Origin of the sequence: Oscillibacter sp. MSJ-31 (assembly GCF_018918025.1) — a bacterium.
GTDB lineage: Bacteria > Bacillota > Clostridia > Oscillospirales > Oscillospiraceae > Hominicoprocola.
In genome coordinates this window covers 1-15,071 of sequence record NZ_JAHLPT010000013.1, presented here as the reverse complement: position 1 = coordinate 15,071, position 15,071 = coordinate 1, and the positions used below count along the sequence as shown (strand labels likewise).

21 protein-coding genes are annotated in these 15,071 nt (G+C 50.3%); 8 read left to right on the top strand and 13 right to left on the bottom strand.

What is annotated here, in order from left to right:
• Positions 1-7 precede the first annotated feature (7 nt).
• The 8 genes from KQI17_RS09380 to KQI17_RS09345 form a co-directional block, all read right to left on the bottom strand.
• Positions 8-370 carry a sporulation initiation factor Spo0A C-terminal domain-containing protein gene (locus KQI17_RS09380; RefSeq protein WP_216495897.1) on the bottom strand — a complete coding sequence of 121 codons (363 nt, stop codon included), beginning with the start codon at positions 368-370 and terminating at the stop codon, positions 8-10.
• A 285-nt stretch (positions 371-655) separates the two neighbouring features.
• The gene (locus KQI17_RS09375) at positions 656-1,090 is read right to left on the bottom strand and encodes a hypothetical protein (protein ID WP_216495896.1); all 435 of its coding nucleotides are present in this window, start codon (positions 1,088-1,090) and stop codon (positions 656-658) included.
• A gap of 1 nt (position 1,091) precedes the next feature.
• The gene (locus tag KQI17_RS09370) at positions 1,092-2,081 is read right to left on the bottom strand and encodes a DUF4367 domain-containing protein (protein ID WP_253285759.1); all 990 of its coding nucleotides are present in this window, start codon (positions 2,079-2,081) and stop codon (positions 1,092-1,094) included.
• Positions 2,074-2,562 (bottom strand): RNA polymerase sigma factor, encoded by a 489-nt coding sequence (locus tag KQI17_RS09365; protein ID WP_216495894.1) that lies wholly within the window; start codon positions 2,560-2,562, stop codon positions 2,074-2,076. The genes KQI17_RS09370 and KQI17_RS09365 overlap by 8 nt, the downstream gene beginning before the upstream one ends.
• Positions 2,563-2,684: 122 nt before the next feature.
• Positions 2,685-2,867 (bottom strand): helix-turn-helix transcriptional regulator, encoded by a 183-nt coding sequence (locus tag KQI17_RS09360; protein WP_256445989.1) that lies wholly within the window; start codon positions 2,865-2,867, stop codon positions 2,685-2,687.
• An 897-nt stretch (positions 2,868-3,764) separates the two neighbouring features.
• Positions 3,765-4,517 (bottom strand): DUF3307 domain-containing protein, encoded by a 753-nt coding sequence (locus KQI17_RS09355; RefSeq protein WP_216495892.1) that lies wholly within the window; start codon positions 4,515-4,517, stop codon positions 3,765-3,767.
• A gap of 1 nt (position 4,518) precedes the next feature.
• Complete coding sequence (locus KQI17_RS09350) at positions 4,519-6,093, bottom strand: SatD family protein (RefSeq protein WP_216495891.1); 1,575 nt, start codon at positions 6,091-6,093, stop codon at positions 4,519-4,521.
• A 200-nt stretch (positions 6,094-6,293) separates the two neighbouring features.
• A complete protein-coding gene (locus tag KQI17_RS09345) occupies positions 6,294-8,072 on the bottom strand; it encodes a DUF4209 domain-containing protein (RefSeq protein ID WP_216495890.1) in 1,779 nt (592 codons plus the stop codon).
• Between the two features lie 373 nt (positions 8,073-8,445).
• Between KQI17_RS09345 and KQI17_RS09340 the strand changes: the two genes are divergently transcribed.
• The 7 genes from KQI17_RS09340 (at position 8,446) to KQI17_RS09310 (ending at position 12,478) form a co-directional block, all read left to right on the top strand.
• Positions 8,446-8,784: a DUF5674 family protein gene (locus KQI17_RS09340; RefSeq protein ID WP_216495889.1), complete on the top strand. Its 339-nt coding sequence runs from the start codon at positions 8,446-8,448 to the stop codon at positions 8,782-8,784.
• A complete protein-coding gene (locus tag KQI17_RS09335; protein WP_216495888.1) occupies positions 8,781-9,131 on the top strand; it encodes a hypothetical protein in 351 nt (116 codons plus the stop codon). The genes KQI17_RS09340 and KQI17_RS09335 overlap by 4 nt, the downstream gene beginning before the upstream one ends.
• A gap of 116 nt (positions 9,132-9,247) precedes the next feature.
• A complete protein-coding gene (locus tag KQI17_RS09330) occupies positions 9,248-9,526 on the top strand; it encodes a type II toxin-antitoxin system RelB/DinJ family antitoxin (RefSeq protein ID WP_216495887.1) in 279 nt (92 codons plus the stop codon).
• Positions 9,523-9,813: a type II toxin-antitoxin system YafQ family toxin gene (locus KQI17_RS09325; protein WP_216495886.1), complete on the top strand. Its 291-nt coding sequence runs from the start codon at positions 9,523-9,525 to the stop codon at positions 9,811-9,813. The genes KQI17_RS09330 and KQI17_RS09325 overlap by 4 nt, the downstream gene beginning before the upstream one ends.
• Before the next feature lie 497 nt (positions 9,814-10,310).
• On the top strand, positions 10,311-11,510 hold the full coding sequence (locus KQI17_RS09320; protein WP_216495885.1) for an ATP-binding protein: 1,200 nt from the start codon (positions 10,311-10,313) through the stop codon (positions 11,508-11,510).
• A 242-nt stretch (positions 11,511-11,752) separates the two neighbouring features.
• Positions 11,753-12,064 (top strand): helix-turn-helix transcriptional regulator, encoded by a 312-nt coding sequence (locus tag KQI17_RS09315; protein ID WP_216495884.1) that lies wholly within the window; start codon positions 11,753-11,755, stop codon positions 12,062-12,064.
• Between the two features lie 39 nt (positions 12,065-12,103).
• Positions 12,104-12,478 carry a response regulator transcription factor gene (locus tag KQI17_RS09310; RefSeq protein WP_216495883.1) on the top strand — a complete coding sequence of 125 codons (375 nt, stop codon included), beginning with the start codon at positions 12,104-12,106 and terminating at the stop codon, positions 12,476-12,478.
• Between the two features lie 220 nt (positions 12,479-12,698).
• On the opposite strand, the gene KQI17_RS09305 is transcribed toward KQI17_RS09310, so the two are convergent.
• The 5 genes from KQI17_RS09305 to KQI17_RS09285 form a co-directional block, all read right to left on the bottom strand.
• Positions 12,699-13,097, bottom strand: coding sequence for an amidohydrolase family protein (locus KQI17_RS09305; protein WP_216495882.1), 399 nt, complete (start codon positions 13,095-13,097; stop codon positions 12,699-12,701).
• Positions 13,098-13,305: 208 nt separating this feature from the next.
• On the bottom strand, positions 13,306-13,521 hold the full coding sequence (locus tag KQI17_RS09300; protein ID WP_216495881.1) for a DUF3791 domain-containing protein: 216 nt from the start codon (positions 13,519-13,521) through the stop codon (positions 13,306-13,308).
• A gap of 12 nt (positions 13,522-13,533) precedes the next feature.
• Complete coding sequence (locus KQI17_RS09295; protein WP_216495880.1) at positions 13,534-13,770, bottom strand: hypothetical protein; 237 nt, start codon at positions 13,768-13,770, stop codon at positions 13,534-13,536.
• 4 nt (positions 13,771-13,774) lie between these two features.
• On the bottom strand, positions 13,775-14,269 hold the full coding sequence (locus KQI17_RS09290; RefSeq protein WP_253285756.1) for a DUF3990 domain-containing protein: 495 nt from the start codon (positions 14,267-14,269) through the stop codon (positions 13,775-13,777).
• Entirely contained in the window at positions 14,266-14,562 is a 297-nt protein-coding gene (locus KQI17_RS09285; RefSeq protein WP_216495879.1) for a hypothetical protein, read from the bottom strand. The genes KQI17_RS09290 and KQI17_RS09285 overlap by 4 nt, the downstream gene beginning before the upstream one ends.
• Positions 14,563-14,811: 249 nt before the next feature.
• Here KQI17_RS09285 and KQI17_RS09280 point away from each other — a divergent pair.
• The coding region (locus KQI17_RS09280) for a hypothetical protein (protein WP_216495878.1) at positions 14,812-15,071 on the top strand (260 nt) is incomplete at its 3' end.

The window sequence follows — 15,071 nt, the reverse complement described above, 5'->3', positions numbered from 1 at the left end:
TTTGGTCTTACAGTTGACTCGCTGTTATTGAGCACTTACGAATAAAATCTACCACGACAGGGAAAAGCTCGGATACGGTCGGACGTCTGTCATTTGGAAACAGCGCCTGCCAATCTGGCGTCTGCGCCTTCCACATGTGGTGGATCAAAAGCCTGATCCCACGCTCGACGGCCGCCGATGTTGTTTCATATTTCTTTGCAATGTCGGGCTGCAGCCATTTTGTGACTAAGACCATGCGCTGTGGCTGCTCCAAAGCAAGCTGTATGCCGTAGGCGGCGTAGTAATATCCTACGGTTCGTTCACTCCCTCCGAGTTTTCGAAGGGCTCCATAGACGCTCGCCGACGCGGGTGACTGTTCAAGCAGCGTCATTTTCATCCTTCCTTCCATAAAATTCTCACACAAAGTACTGACAGATTCCATCCAATAAGGTCGCTGGTTTTCGCAATGTTGATTTACAATCAGAGACAATTTTGTGACAGGCCTGCGTCTATGGTTCCATTGGTTATATTTGTTCACTACGGCAAAATGTTACAAATTTTTTGAGAATACGACAAAATCTTTGCGCTCGACGGATTGATAATGGTTTCTTGCTAGCTTAGGCAATGAAAAAGCGGGCTTAAGCCCGCTTTTTCATTGTATGAATATATTATACAATCAGCTGATAGCCCGGACAGTTGCAGTCTCGTAAGGCTTGCTGTCTGAAACACCGCCTTTTTCGGCGTAACAGTAGACGAGCGCATAGTAATACCGCCCTGGTACACCCTGATAGGTGACTACAGTTTTATAGTAACTGATCGTATTCGTAGTCAGCATAGCAGGGTAATCCTCTGGCTCGAAAATTGCTACGCGGGTGTAGCGTGTACCATCTGTAGACTCATAAAGGTAGATTACATCCGACCCAATCTTATCCATCCGAGGATTTCTCCCCGTTACATCAATCCAGATTGCAATTTTACCGCCACTTTTCGCAGCGCAACCTGCGCTATACGCATCCAAAGTCAAACTGGATCGCGCGAAAGCGGAGGTCATCGCAGAAAAAAGGCAAAGGGTCATAACAAGGCAAACAACTCTCCGAAATGTGGTTTTCATCTTAACCTCCATAAATCGACTCGATAACCCGGTACATCTCTTCTTCGGTCATATCACCTGAGGCATGGCATTCAAATACTCCATTAGTCCATACGACTTTTTCAATACCATTGTCTACAAAATGATAATGTTTGATTCCTTCTAAATCCCACGAGGTGACAGTCCAGCCATCTTTTTCTACGGTACTCGTACTATCCTTGTTGATTTGCTTATACCAAAAAAATATATAATGGCCTGTACTCTCATATAGAATTTGTAGCTTTACTCCACTCTCATCATTGCTTGCCCAACAGGTTGGCGAACCGAATTCCTCCGGTACCTCTGCTGGAATGAGTTGCCCCTTGATGCCGAAATCGTCGAGCATTTCCTGCGGCGTGGCGTATTCGCGCACCTCGCCCTCTTCGAGGTCATTATGGCCGATGGATGCTTCGGGCTTTGCGCTGTCGTCCAAATGGAATATCTCAGACGTCCACTTAGCAAACAAATCAAAGAAATTTTCACCGAAGGCCTGCGCGGACACGGTACCGATCAAAAGAACAAGAACTGCGACAAGCGGGAGAAGTTTGAGTGCTTTGCGGGAGTGTATAGATGAAGTCTTCGTATCGCCAATCGATTTTTCATTTTTTAATTTATTTTTTTGCGCCACGGCAGTAGTGGCAGAGTCTTCCGCAGAAGGCATCTGCACGCGCTCGTGCAGCTCGCGCAGACGTGCTTCTATTTCTTCCTCGGAAAGCGTATTCTCCGAATGGTCGAATTGCTCCAACTGATCGAACAACTCCGCAAGGCGCGCCTGTTCGGCGTCCGTGCGTGTTTCGCGCGTTGACAGGTCAGTCAGCTCATCCAGAATCGCTTCTTCCGGATCATTTTCCGAATGCCACGGGATTTGCTCCAACCGGCCATCGTTACTGCCAAACGTTGCGGGCTTGCGAGCATCAGGCATCTCATTCACCTCCATCTCTTTATTTGTCAAATCAGGTAAAATGTTACACATATTTTTCACACTTTAATAAAAGTTCTCTACAATGCATTCTTGCACGGAACAATTTCATGCGGCTGGCCTCCAGAGAAATGCCGTACAGCTGGGCAATATCTTTGTGCGATAGTCGGTACTCATAGAAGCATTGCAATACCTTCTTTTCCGACTCCGACAAACCGAGCGGCAGACGGTCGACAAATGGGAGTTCTTCATCCACGCCGGGTATTGTGACCGAATCTAAAAGCGGCGCGTCTGCGTGGTAACTCATTTTCTGCATTTCTGTTCGGCAGCAGTTTACCACCACGGTTTTCAGCCACACGTCGATATGGTCGTCCGGCTGGATTTGTCCAGTCGTCCATTTTTCGAACAGAATGCGAAAAGCCTCCTGCACCATGTCCTGCGCAAGCTGTGCGTTGTGGACATTTCGCAACGCCAATCCATACAGCTTTGGATAGCACTCCTTGTAAAATTCATCGTGCCATACAAACGGTGCCATGTCTGCAACTCCTTCTCGTTCTCTTTGAAGATGCTTTTTCCGTCCGTTCTATCATCCGGTAACGTTTCCACCTTTATAAAAGAAGAGGGCTGGACCTAAGCGTCCAGCCCTGCATACCTATATCAGTCCGCTGCTTCCTCGACTTCGATAAACTCCATAACATCACTAACCTCGCAATGCAGGAGCGTACAGAGCTGGTTGATCGTATTGGTAGAAACACTATTTCCACATTTGATTGAATAGTATGTTGCACGGGAGAAGCCCATCTTCTCTAATCGGTACGAAGTAATTCCCTTTTGAGCCATCGTCTTAAATAATGGTGCATAGCTGATCATCCCGAATCCTCACAATTATATACTCTGCAATCAAGTATAATGTGAACTTTTCAGGTTGAGTATGTGTGAATATACGAGTACACAAATGAGAGATGACAACTTTGGGGATTTGCACTCAATCAGTTTTAGAAAAGCTGCGGCCTATTTCGCGGCCAGTTCGCAACACGCTTGACTGCGCGGCCCTAAATAATGGACAGTTTGTGGATCTGCATTATCGACATATCCGGAACCAACCCATGCAACAGGGCTGACAAAAGACAACATTTGTTTTGCTGCACGGTGAAGTAGCAGAGCAGGAACGGTACCGTAAGTACCAAACGGAGGGAGAACGGCCTCTCCCCTGCCAGATCACCTTATCTCTTGAAACGTCCCCCTCGGCGAGCTGTATCTCATATGCTACTCCTTTCGCTGAGATGCTTTAATATGTTTGCATTTACATTCAGTGCTTTGTAAATCCACAACAGCATGTCTTAAAAAAGAATTTGAGCACCTCTGCCGACTTACGGCTCGGCAGAGGTGCTGTGTCTTTGACGAGATTTGTTTACCTTAACGACTAAATCGCCTCGTATCAGAGCGACGTAAGCGTAAAATCTACCCACGTATAAGGCCAGATGGCGGTCTTCTATTTTTGATAGCATTCTTCCGGAACTCTCGCGGGCGATAGCTTTTCGGTCCATGTTTCATCTGTTTCACTTAGAGCTGGCGCTTTTTGTAGGACCCATAGCAGATAACGGTACGGATGTGTCCCATTTTCCTTCGAAGTTTCGACCGGACCGTATATCACAGTACTGGCCTGTACACCACCGGCTGTATGAACGGGTCGAGTGAAGAAGCGGCAGAGACTCTCTGCCGGTTCTTATTTGGCTGTCAACAGGAAGAAAGGAGAAGGATTAGCTCGTCCGGCGGGAAAAAGAGAAGGGCGGCGCCGATCGCCAGCAAAAGGCTGCTCAGCGTGCCGATGAGGTAGTATTCGCAGAAATCCGGGTCGTTCTGCAGCCGCGGATAGCGTGTCAGCGTTTTTGCGGCAAGCACCACACCGATGGCGCTGTATGCCCGCAGTAAAAAAAGAATCGCTGTCAGAAGGCGCTCAAGCGTGCCGATGGCGGCGCCGGCAGGATAGCCGGCGGACGCCTCCCTCTTTGCCTCGGGCTTTTGGTGAAAGCTTTTCAGCGCGATATTACAGGGCTTCCCCAGAAGGAAGAGCAGGCAGAGGAAGCGGATATCCTGCGAGGAGACCGTCCAATGAAAGAAAAACAGCGTGTCCGGAGCTCTAAACCGGCTGCTGATCACGGCCAGCATGACGAGATGCAGCGCTTGGTCGGTCAAAAAGCACCACTTGGATCGGTAGAAGCCCTTCAGTCGCTTGCGGAACAGGAATTTGAGCACGTCAATAATGGCATGAGCAGCCGCTGCTAAAAGACACGCCGCGAGAATGGCGCAGGAATGAAAAAGCAAGCAGCCGGCTGCGGCGCCGATGCACAGCAAGGTAAAGCCATAATACCGGCAATGCTTCCGCAGCATCGCAGAGTCGTCTTGCTTTCCGACTGCCACATTGTGGCTTTGAAAGTAAAAATCTCCAAGCAGATGCGCGAGGAACAGGGAAAAAAATGTCGCAGACATGTCAGCTCCCCTCCCCTCTCGCCCCGCTGCTCTTCCGGCTGCGGTCCAGACGGCGCTCGGCTTGGCGCAGCAACAGCATATAGGGGGCTGCAGCCTCCGGATTATGCTTTTCCTCGCAGATTTCCCGCAGGTTTTGGCAGATCGCAATGAGGTATTGGTCGTTGTTCCTTTTGCGGGCGTGGGAGATTGCCCTTTCAAACTGCTCAAGGATCTCCTCCGTTGCTGCGCCGGAACGAGACAGAAGCAGAGCGTAGAGATTATACAGGCTCACTATCGCCGTCTCTGCCGAGGGATGCTCCTGCGCCAATTTCAGAGCAAGCCGAACCGCCTTGAGCGCCTTGTTGAGCTCGTCTGTTGTATAATAGGCGGAGGCAAGGTTGTGAAGATTCGCAATGCGCGCATCAGGGAAAAGCGGAGAAGCAGCGCAAAGCTCCCGCTCCAATTCCAACCGCGACTCGATCTCGAGGGAGCTATTGCCCTGTTTTCCGAACGCGGCGGCGAGATTTCCCTTCGCCTGAGCATGCAGGAAAAGATCATCGCCAGTGTCGCGGAGCGCCTCGGTCAGCACGGCAACAGCCTGATCCGCATACCGCTTCGCCGCTCGCCTGTCGTGTGCGCCCGCTGCGCCCTTGGAGAGGCCGAGGTAAGCGTGCCCAAGCTGGTTGCGCAGCCGCGCGGCCGTGACATGCGGCAGAGAGGATGCTTTTGCAGAGGCTAAAAAAGCTTCCACGAGGCCGGCTGCCTCTTTATATTGCAGCAGATCGAGATGACATTCGCTGAGAAGGTAGACAATGTCTGAGCGCGATGGCGGTGTATCTGCGTCGGACGCCGTTTGCAGCAGCTCCCGCAGCATATCGAGTGCGTCCGCAGACCTGTGGCTTTGCCGCAGTATGGCGGCGCGGTTGTATTTCCCGATTCGACCTGCGGACTTCGGACAATCGTAGACGTTTAAGAGATATTCGCCGAGCGTTTTTTTGCTCTCGTGATAGGCGGCATAGTGCCCGCGCCGCAGACTGCGGGAGACCGAGGACGGGGAAATCCCCAGCCTGTGGGCGACCAGCAGCTGCTCTTCCGCGACCTCCATATTCAGGATACAGTCACGCTGAGGAGCAGACCACGCTTCCGCTATTTCATTTAAGAGCCGGCAATAGCAGCGGAGGAGCGCGCAATCGTTGCTTCCCGTTTGAATGGAGACGGGGAATCCCGTCCACCCTTCTTTTTTCAGCTGCTCGATACCCTGTCTGGCGTGGTGATAGGCAGGCCCGTCATCGCCGAGCGCCTGCTCCCGATTTACATTGGTGCTCAGCTCACCAATGCCGATGCCATAGCGAATTTGAATGGGAAGCTCCATCAGATTCTGCCCCAAAAAATCAATGATCTCCAGCACGGGCTCGGCAGCCGTGAGGACGCCTTGAAACTCGTCGCCTAAGGTCATGAGAAAGGGAGAAACCAAAAAAAGAGAAAATTTTTCGTTCACGCCATTCAGCAGTGTCCTCAGCCTTTCCTGAATTGCGGCGCGGTCCTCTGCGGGGAGTTTTTTTGAGTTGATCAGGTCGCCGATCATAGCGCAGTACATAGAGACTCTCTCCTTACATGCTCTTTTAAGGCAAGTATAATATAATTGCATAAAAAAAGCAACAGAAAAATTATTGCATAAATTAAGCAAATAAAGTCACTAGACGAAATGATACGTCTAGTGGCTCCCCTTGCCGACCGCACGGCATGATCTTTTCCCCGGGGATTAGCTCACATATGTGCGCAAACATGAAAATATGATCACCGTGGCGAGCGGGTCGCGCTCAATTTCTCATAAACCATATAGGCGTCTGTGGAGTAAAGGGAGAGAAAGCGGATCAGCAGGCTTAAAAAACAGAGCGCCGCGCCACTGCTTCCTCGTTTGGGCGACAACACCCCGTGTGCAATTTCATTGCGCAAATTCGGCCCGCCCCGCTCGTCCAAGAGCGTTTTCCAAGTGAAAAGCAGGTCCTCGTCGTAAGCCTCCCTCAGCTTCTGCGAGTCAAATAGCTGCGACAGCGGCTTGATGTCCTCCGTGCCGTCTTCTTTTAAATAGGTGGGCATGTCCCCACACAATTTGACCAACTCTCTGAGGAGGTTTTCCGTCTGCGGAAGAAGGATGTGCAGCGATGCGTACAGCTCACCGTTTAGCCCGAGCTGCAGCCCCGTCCTGATGATCGCCCTTCGCTCCTCGGGAATGAGGGCGTTCCGATCGATCAGGAAGCTCAGGTCGTCAGGAGCTACCGCTCCTCTTTCTCGAACCTTGTGATACGCAAGCTGTAAGCAAATGGTCTCGCCCAGCGATCGTCGCTCCGACACATAATGCACCATATGCTCGCGGAGCAGGGACGCATCCTCCTGCGGGTCTCGCAGGTCCAAGGGGGAAAGAATTTTTACCAGCCTTCCCTCCTCGTCGATGAACCGCTTGGAAAACAGCGAAGAAAACACGTTCTTCTGATGATCTGTCAAGACGCCCTGCCGCACCTCTTCCACTTTATACAGCATCGCGACCTCTCCGAAGGCAAGGATCGCCTCTTGCCGCGAAAGCCCGTGAAAAAGCGTCTCTATGTTCTTTTGGATGGGAGCAGCATCAAATTCAAACGGGATAGACGCCATTGAATTCAGTCTGTCTTGCTGGACCTGTTTCAGTTTGCCGCGCAGTTGAAGAAGCCTTTCCCTGTCCTGTTTTTTATCGTATAGGTTATAAGCCTTTTGCAGCATTAGTTCTGCATGGATCGGACGCCCAGTCAAATCGTCTGCAAGCGCCTCATAGTGCTCCGCCAATTCCAAATTCAAAGCACGAACTTTATTATCTTTGTTCGTCCGATGAAGAAGGTCCGCATAGACGCGGTATGCTGCTTGGATCACAAGCTCAGATGCCTCGCCCCCTGCTTTTGCCTGCGTAAAAAGTTTTTGGCTGAGGGATAGATAGTGCTGCAATTGCTCCTTGCCGGCGTAGGGGGCGACCATTTCGATCAGATTCAGCGACAAGAAGAGAGGGTCTGTCCCGTCCGCCTTTCGGAGCACCTCATCGATTTTCACAAGTGCGGCGAGAAACACAGCATGATTTCGCCCCAGCTTTATGGCGATTCGGAAGGTGCGCTGGGCGGCTTGAAAGCAGGATACCCAGTCCTCCGGATCGTAGGAAGCTTCAAACAGAGACAGATTTGCGAAAGCCGCTGTCTGAGCGTATCGGTGGTCGCCCGTTTTGAGCCACAGAATATCCGCCAACTGTGCCCTGATCCAGAACGGCTCAAAAAGGGGAAGAGCCTCTTCTATGATCGCAGTGCCGCGCTCGTCCAGATCCTCCATACCAAAGGACCTCCGACCGTCGTTCAACACGAGCATCGAGGTATAGCAGTCCTCCTGTGTGTCGTATGCCATCGACAGCGCACCGCTGAGGACAGCAAATGCAGCCTTGTCCTCAGGCGTTTCGGCGTTTTCTCCCGCAGCTCGCAGGTAGGTGTCAGCGGAAAAGCGGACATTGTCGGTGCTGTGATTGAGTTTTTTTATCTGTTCTGCTGCATATGCCGATAACATCCCTCTGCCCTCCCCTTGCGGCGGCATCGCTGCCCGTATCCATACGCGGCTGCGACTTCCCCCGCCTTTGTATTCTACATTTTCTGTGCGTGAAATCCTATTTGCTGATTTGTTGCACATTTATTTTATTACACTCCTGCGCCGTAGTGCAAGCGGTTGAAAGAGCTTTTGCAAAAGACCTGTTCTATGCAAGATGGAACATGACCGTCGCTATAAGAATAATCTGCAAAAGCAAAACATTTTTGTTATGAAAACGGAACAAAAATGTGAGGTAAACATTATTTATTGTAGTCGGTATTACAAACTCATTGTATATGGAGCCGAGTTCTGCTATAATTACAACACCATAAGCAAATCGGAGGAGGATGAATTCGTGCAGATCGTAAACGAAAAAATCAGCCGTGCAGATTTGGCTAAGATATCGGGACACTATTTCGGTGACATGACAAAGGGTGTTGTTGACGTTGAAAAAGAAATCGTTGCAATTGATGCGGAGCTGCATGCTGACTTAGAAACGCTCCTTTTGGAAAATGGCAGCAGGCAGGAGCAGCTTTGGGGCATCAACCTTTACCCGGATGAAAACGGAGAGGATTTTATCGAATTTGATTCTCTTATCAATATCCGCCCTCGGCAGAATAACCGCGGCCGCGGCGTCAATGACCCTGCCATCCGCGAAAAGATCCGCGAGATCATAGGAAGGTGGTTTGAATGAGCGAGTTTATGCATCATGAGCTTGCAAGTGGTCGGTGGGAGAATATGTCGCTGGCGGAACAAATGGGAAACATCGGAAGTGAGATATCCAGAGTGATCCGCTGGAAGACCAAGGGTAATACCGAGCGTATGAACGGTGCGTTGGATAGAGCGCTGGAACTGATCGACTTGAGCATCCAATGGGCGCAGACGGGTGAAGCCCGACGGGCCCATCCAGGCGCGCTCCATGAGTTATGCAGGCTTCGCGAAGTCGTGTGTGACTACTACTGTGGAGAGAATGCGTACTTGTCTAACGATAACGATATGCTTCGCTACTTCGATGCGTTTGCGCTGATGCTGAGAAATTAGAGCAAACCTTATAAGCAACCCTTGTAATAAAATTAACGCAATCATTCGTGCAAAGTATTGATTTCTCCGTGCAAACAGCATATACTATACTTGCCGGCAGGAAAGGGGATGGTTTTATGGCTGGCTCCACCACGAATATCAGCATCCGTATGGATTCAGATTTGAAAGCACAGGCTGACGCGCTCTTTGGCGAACTCGGCATGAACCTGTCCACGGCGTTCAATGTCTTTGTCCGTCAGTCGCTCCGCGAGGGTCGTATCCCGTTTGACATCTCTCTCAACCCGCCCAACAAGGAAACGATCAGCGCTATGTTGGAGGCAGAAAGGATCGCAAAGGATCCGTCCGTGAAGGGGTACAACGACCTGGATGAACTCTTTGCAGACCTGGAAGCATGAGAAAGACAAGATACACCGTCAAGCCCACCACGCAGTTTAAAAAGGATTTCAAGATGGCCATGAAGCGCGGATTGAAAATCGAGCTGCTGGAGGAAGTGATCGCCGCCCTTGCAATGGGCGAAACACTCCCCCAAAAGCACAAGGATCACGCGTTGACCGGAAATTGGGTCGGACACCGTGAGTGTCATGTCCTCCCGGATTGGCTGCTAATCTACCGCATCGAGGATGAAGTGCTGGTGCTGATCTTGGCCCGCACGGGGACGCACAGCGACCTGTTCGGAAAATAACGCCTGCCGCCGTATGGAAGTCATTCTGTACGGCGGTTTTTTTCGGCTCAGCGTTCGGGTTCATTCCATTTCTCCTCCTTGGGCTGAGCGCTCTTTTCGAGGTGCCCCGCAGTTTCTCCTCGGTCTTGATCTTTCCACGCATGGCACGCAGTGCTATACCGCCGTATGCACATCATGCCGGAATCACGGCGTTGCGAGACTTCAGGTAGATATCAATGTCACGGTTGATATATTGACAACGATAACGATATGCTTCGCTACTTCGATGCGTTTGCGCTGATGCTGAGAAATTAGCGAAGTCCCAACAAACTATCATATCGAAAAGATCAGAGTACCTCCGCTGAGTGATATGCTGGCAGAGGTGCTTCGCTTTTTTCATGCCGCACAGCCCTCGTTGATCTCCTAACCGCTTGATGATTTTTCTTGCTAAACCTTAAAAACTTATTGAAAATAGCGGTTATTTCGGTTATACTAACAACTGTGAGGGAGGCGATACGATGATCAACAGGCCGGATTATATTGAGGCACTTGAGCCTTTTATCGACAAGCCGCTCATCAAGATACTTGCCGGTATCCGTCGCTGTGGCAAGTCTACGATCTTTGAGATGCTGAGAGAGGAACTGCTGCGGCGCGGTATTGGGGGGGACCAGATCGTCTGCAAGCGGTACACGGAGATGGATATTCCCGAGAACATCACCGCCAAGCAGATGTATGACGAGCTGACCGCTGCCATGGTGGGCAAGGGACACTGCTATCTTCTGCTGGACGAGATTCAGGAGATCACCGGCTGGGAGAAGGCGGTCAACAGCCTGTTGGAAAGTGCGGATGCCGACATCTATGTGACCGGCTCCAATTCCAAGCTCATGTCCGGCGAGATCTCGACCTATCTGACCGGACGCTATGTTTCTATCCCGGTCTATACGCTGTCGTTCAAGGAATACTTTGCGTTCAAACAGGACAGCTCATTATCCCGCAGGGAGCTGCTGGAAGATTATATCCGCTTCGGTGGCTTCCCTATCGTGGCGCTCAATGAGTACGACGAGCAAAGCGCCTATCAGATCGTCAACGGCATCTATCACACCGTGGTTTCCCGCGATATTGTCAAGCGCCACCGCATCAATAAGCACGACCTTTTTGACCGCGTGGTAAAATATATCATCGAGAATATGGGCAAAACCTTTTCTGCGAACGCTATCTCCACATTCTTAAAGAGCGAGCATCGCAAGGTTTCGGTGGAGAGCATCTATAACTACCTGCGCTGGCTGGAGCAGGCGTTTATTATCTACCCCTGCGAGCGCTATGACCTGCAAGGCAAGAGCATCCTGAAAACGCAGGAAAAGTATTACCTTGCCGATGTTTCCCTGAAATATGCGCTGCTGGGGTACAACCGGAAAATGCTGGACGGCGCAATGGAAAATATCGTGTTTCTTGAACTGAAGCGCCGCGGTTACGATGTTTTCATCGGCAAGAATGATACAAAGGAAATCGACTTTGTGGCCACACGCCGCGACGAACGTATCTATGTGCAGGTCTGTGTCCGGATTCCGGAGACTTCTGACCGCGAGGTCGGAAACCTGATGGAGATCCGCGACCATTACCCCAAATATGTCGTTACGCTCAATGAAATGGATACCGGTATCGAAAACGGCATCAAAATCGTTCATCTTGCAGACTTTTTGCTTGCCGAAGAATGGTGAATACGGATCGCAGAATCATGCGCTGCACATCCTTGCGGCTTTGACCGTGAGGATGTGCAGCATTTTTCTTGCATGTGGGACCGGATAGTCGGAAACGTTCCGGAAAGCGTTTTCTTAAGGATGTTAAAATGATATGGAAGGAAAAGGAAATTTCAATATTAGGAAGTGTACTTCATGGAAGCGCACTTCGGCACTGAGTAAGATTTCCGTAGAATTCCTCAAAGAAACGGAGATCTTATCATATGGGATATTACAAGCGGCTGATCCGGAATTTCTTTTCCCGGTCAGCCCGTGACCTGCGGCGCAAGCTTCGGCTTTCACAGGAAGAAATGGCAGAACGCCTTCACATCACGAGCCGTGCATACAGTGATCTGGAGCGAGGGAAATACTGCCTGTCTGCGACAAGTCTGGTTTTTCTTCTGCTGCTTTTGGACGAACTGAACGACCAAGCGGTGAGAGATACGCTTTGTGCGCTTCGGCGCGAGCTCTGTGAGAATGAAGAAGATGGCCTGATGGAGGCAGAAGAAGCACCGCCTGCCGCACTGTGTACGTAAATACTATTTGATTCAAAAAATTAGGATAGGAAGATATGTATGAAGCATTGTCATGACATTCTGTTGGCGGATGCCAACGAAGCCTTTTGCGGTCTCTTGCAGGAATCCATCGCGCTGCGCGAAAACTATCGGGTCGTGCGGACAAAAAAGGGATGGGATATTCTGCGCTCTGTTCGAGAAAGACAGCCGGCGCTTTTGATCATGGATCCGGATCTTCCGGATGTGAATGGTGCAGAGGTCATGCGTGAGCTGGGCCGTCAGAAGCTTGCTCTGCGCACGATCATCATTTCGGCAAGAGTGTCAAACCGCCTGCGCGAAGAGTTTTTTGCATTGGGCGCGGCATGCTATCTGCCAAAGCCGTTCAGTCATAAATTTTTATTACGCAGAATGGATCACATTTTGGGGAGATCGTGATCTTTGAATTCCATTCAGATTTTTTTGCAGACAGACCATTCGCTTTTTATAGAGCCGCGCCTCGGACCGAGGCAGCGTTTAGCAGACCTTCTGCAGGAAGAGATCTCTCCCGGGCAAGCAAAACAGCGAGGCATTGCCTCGCTGTTTTGTTATGGACGCTTTCGAGGAACTGCCCGTGATCCAACCGATAGACGCATTGTATATGGCATAGCCCCGACAGTTACAGATGAAGTAGCACCTTGCCGAAATGGAAATCGACGGTGCGACCATCGCAGTATGCCAGCTTGCCGCCGACAAAGACATACGGGACTCCCACTGGACGAACCTTTGAATCCAGATATGTTGAACAGCTTGCGATTCGCTCTCTATCAAATATCGTTATGTCCGCAGCCATCCCCTTTTTCAACTGCCCGCGGTCGCACAGGCCGAGAATCTGTGCCGGAAGCGCAGTCGCCTTATAGACGGCATCCTGTATGGACATAAGCTGTTTTTCACGGACGGTCTGGAAGAACTGCGGGAAGGTAGCAAAGTTGCGCGGGTGAGGATTGGTCTTTGTGTGTAGCTTATCATAGGAAAAGGAATATCCGTCGATCCCTACGCAGATAAACGGCTCGGCCATACAGCTTCAATGGATCCTCCCCTTCCCGATGCTGCCTTCCTTAACCGAGAATCGGTTGGGACGCCTGGGCTAAGGACCATGTACTGCAAGCAGGGATGGCCGGAAACCATCCTGTCAGTCTGGTTAATCAGGAAAAGTGACGGCAGTGATAAAATCTCGCTGCCGGATGCCTGCGACTTCAGTCGCAGGTAGTTCACATCTTTTTACATCATGCCGGAATCACGGCGTTGCGAGACTTCAGGTAGATATCAATGTCATGGTTGATATATTGATACCCTGTCGTATGAAGGACATCGTAAAACTCGTTCAGATAGTCAAACACACCGTAGCGGCGAAACAATTCTGCCGTTTGTTTGCCCGTCAGGGACTTATAAACCTTATAGCTTTCAAGGCAAAACACAGCAAAAGCAGTCTCCTTGCTCATATTTGCGCCTCCTCACACATCGGGAAATTCGATTTCCCCTGTTCTTTCTTCCTGCTCAAGGAGGGAATACAGCATATCCGTGCTGTATTGCCAGACCTTTGTATCCTCCTGCTCAAGAGCGGCGTACAGCTTTGAGTTATACAGCTTTGTAACCGCATCAGGCTCGGATATGTTTTTCTTTTTGACAATCATCCCAACAAGATCGGCGCTGATGTAGGGCATGATTGCGGCAAATTGTTCCTGTCCCATATCATCATTCCTCCGCTCTGATTTCTTTTGAATCAATAAAATGAACAAAGGACAGTATTTTTTTCGTATGGAATGTCCATTGATCCTGCAAAACCTCTGTTTTCAGCCGCTTCACCGTTTCGTCCGCATCCAGCACACCGGTTTCAAAAAGTCGGATAGATCGGTAAACATTATCGTCCGCTACCGGGCCGATATGCATATCGAATGCATTTTCCGGCATTTCGCCGCGACGGTTTCTGACAACGAATTGCAGCCATTCCATGTCGGCATGGTCAAAGCGATAGATTGCTGTCTGCTCCTTCGCCAGTTCAAAGTCAAATCCGTATATTGAAACATACCCAACGCTTTTACGCTCTCTCCGCATTTTGGTTTTCGCCCAACGTTCCGCCTGACCTTCATCTGTCGTAGTATAAAAGCCGTTTCCAAAATCAAGGAACGAATCGCCGGTGCGGATCTCCGGTTTTTCAACGAGTACCGTACTTCCGTGATAAATGATCATGCAAGTTCCTCCAACAGTCTATGAATGGTCTTTTGTTCACGTTTTAATGCGGAGAGCATTTCCGTACAGTGCTTTCGGAGAGCGAGTTTTTCGCGGATTGCATCAACCTTTTCTGCGCTCTTGCCAATGTACCTGTCATACAGTTTGCCGCCTTCGCGGTATCTGAGATAGTAATATCCGTTTTTACGGCAGGTAATCGACCCTTTGGGAAGCTCCCCAATCAGGGACTCATATTGAAGTATCATCTGTTTGTTGCGAACAGCCTCCCGCTGAACCACGGAATCGATCAGCATCGCTCTCACCTCAAGCTGATGATACCACACAAGCCACAGAATATCAACCATTGTGTGTGGTATAAAAGATAGCTCTATCAATGTAATTGACTTTTTCAAAAGCCTTTATTTCAAAGGCTTTTCGCATTGTCATAAAATATTTTGTCTGAATGGTGCCGACAGAAAAGAGCGCACCTTATTATACCATGGCTCCAATGACGTCTCCCCTGCCCCGTGTTATGCTGAAAGAAAACACGGGAGGATAGGCTTATGGGGACCTTTGCAGACTATATCGGGGAAATGGACGTTCCGGAGAACCGGCGCGCGGAATACGCGCGGCAGATGCTCCGTCTGCTCCATGCGGGCGGCATGATGTCCGTGGACGAGGTGGGACTTTTCGGCCACCGCATCCGCCTGCTCTATCCGCCGGAGTTGGATGAGACCGGACGCGCGTGGGGCTGCTATAACTACTTCGAGGACGAATTCTGGGAGAGCTGGGGTCTCAACGCCGACAGGGGCACATTTTCCTC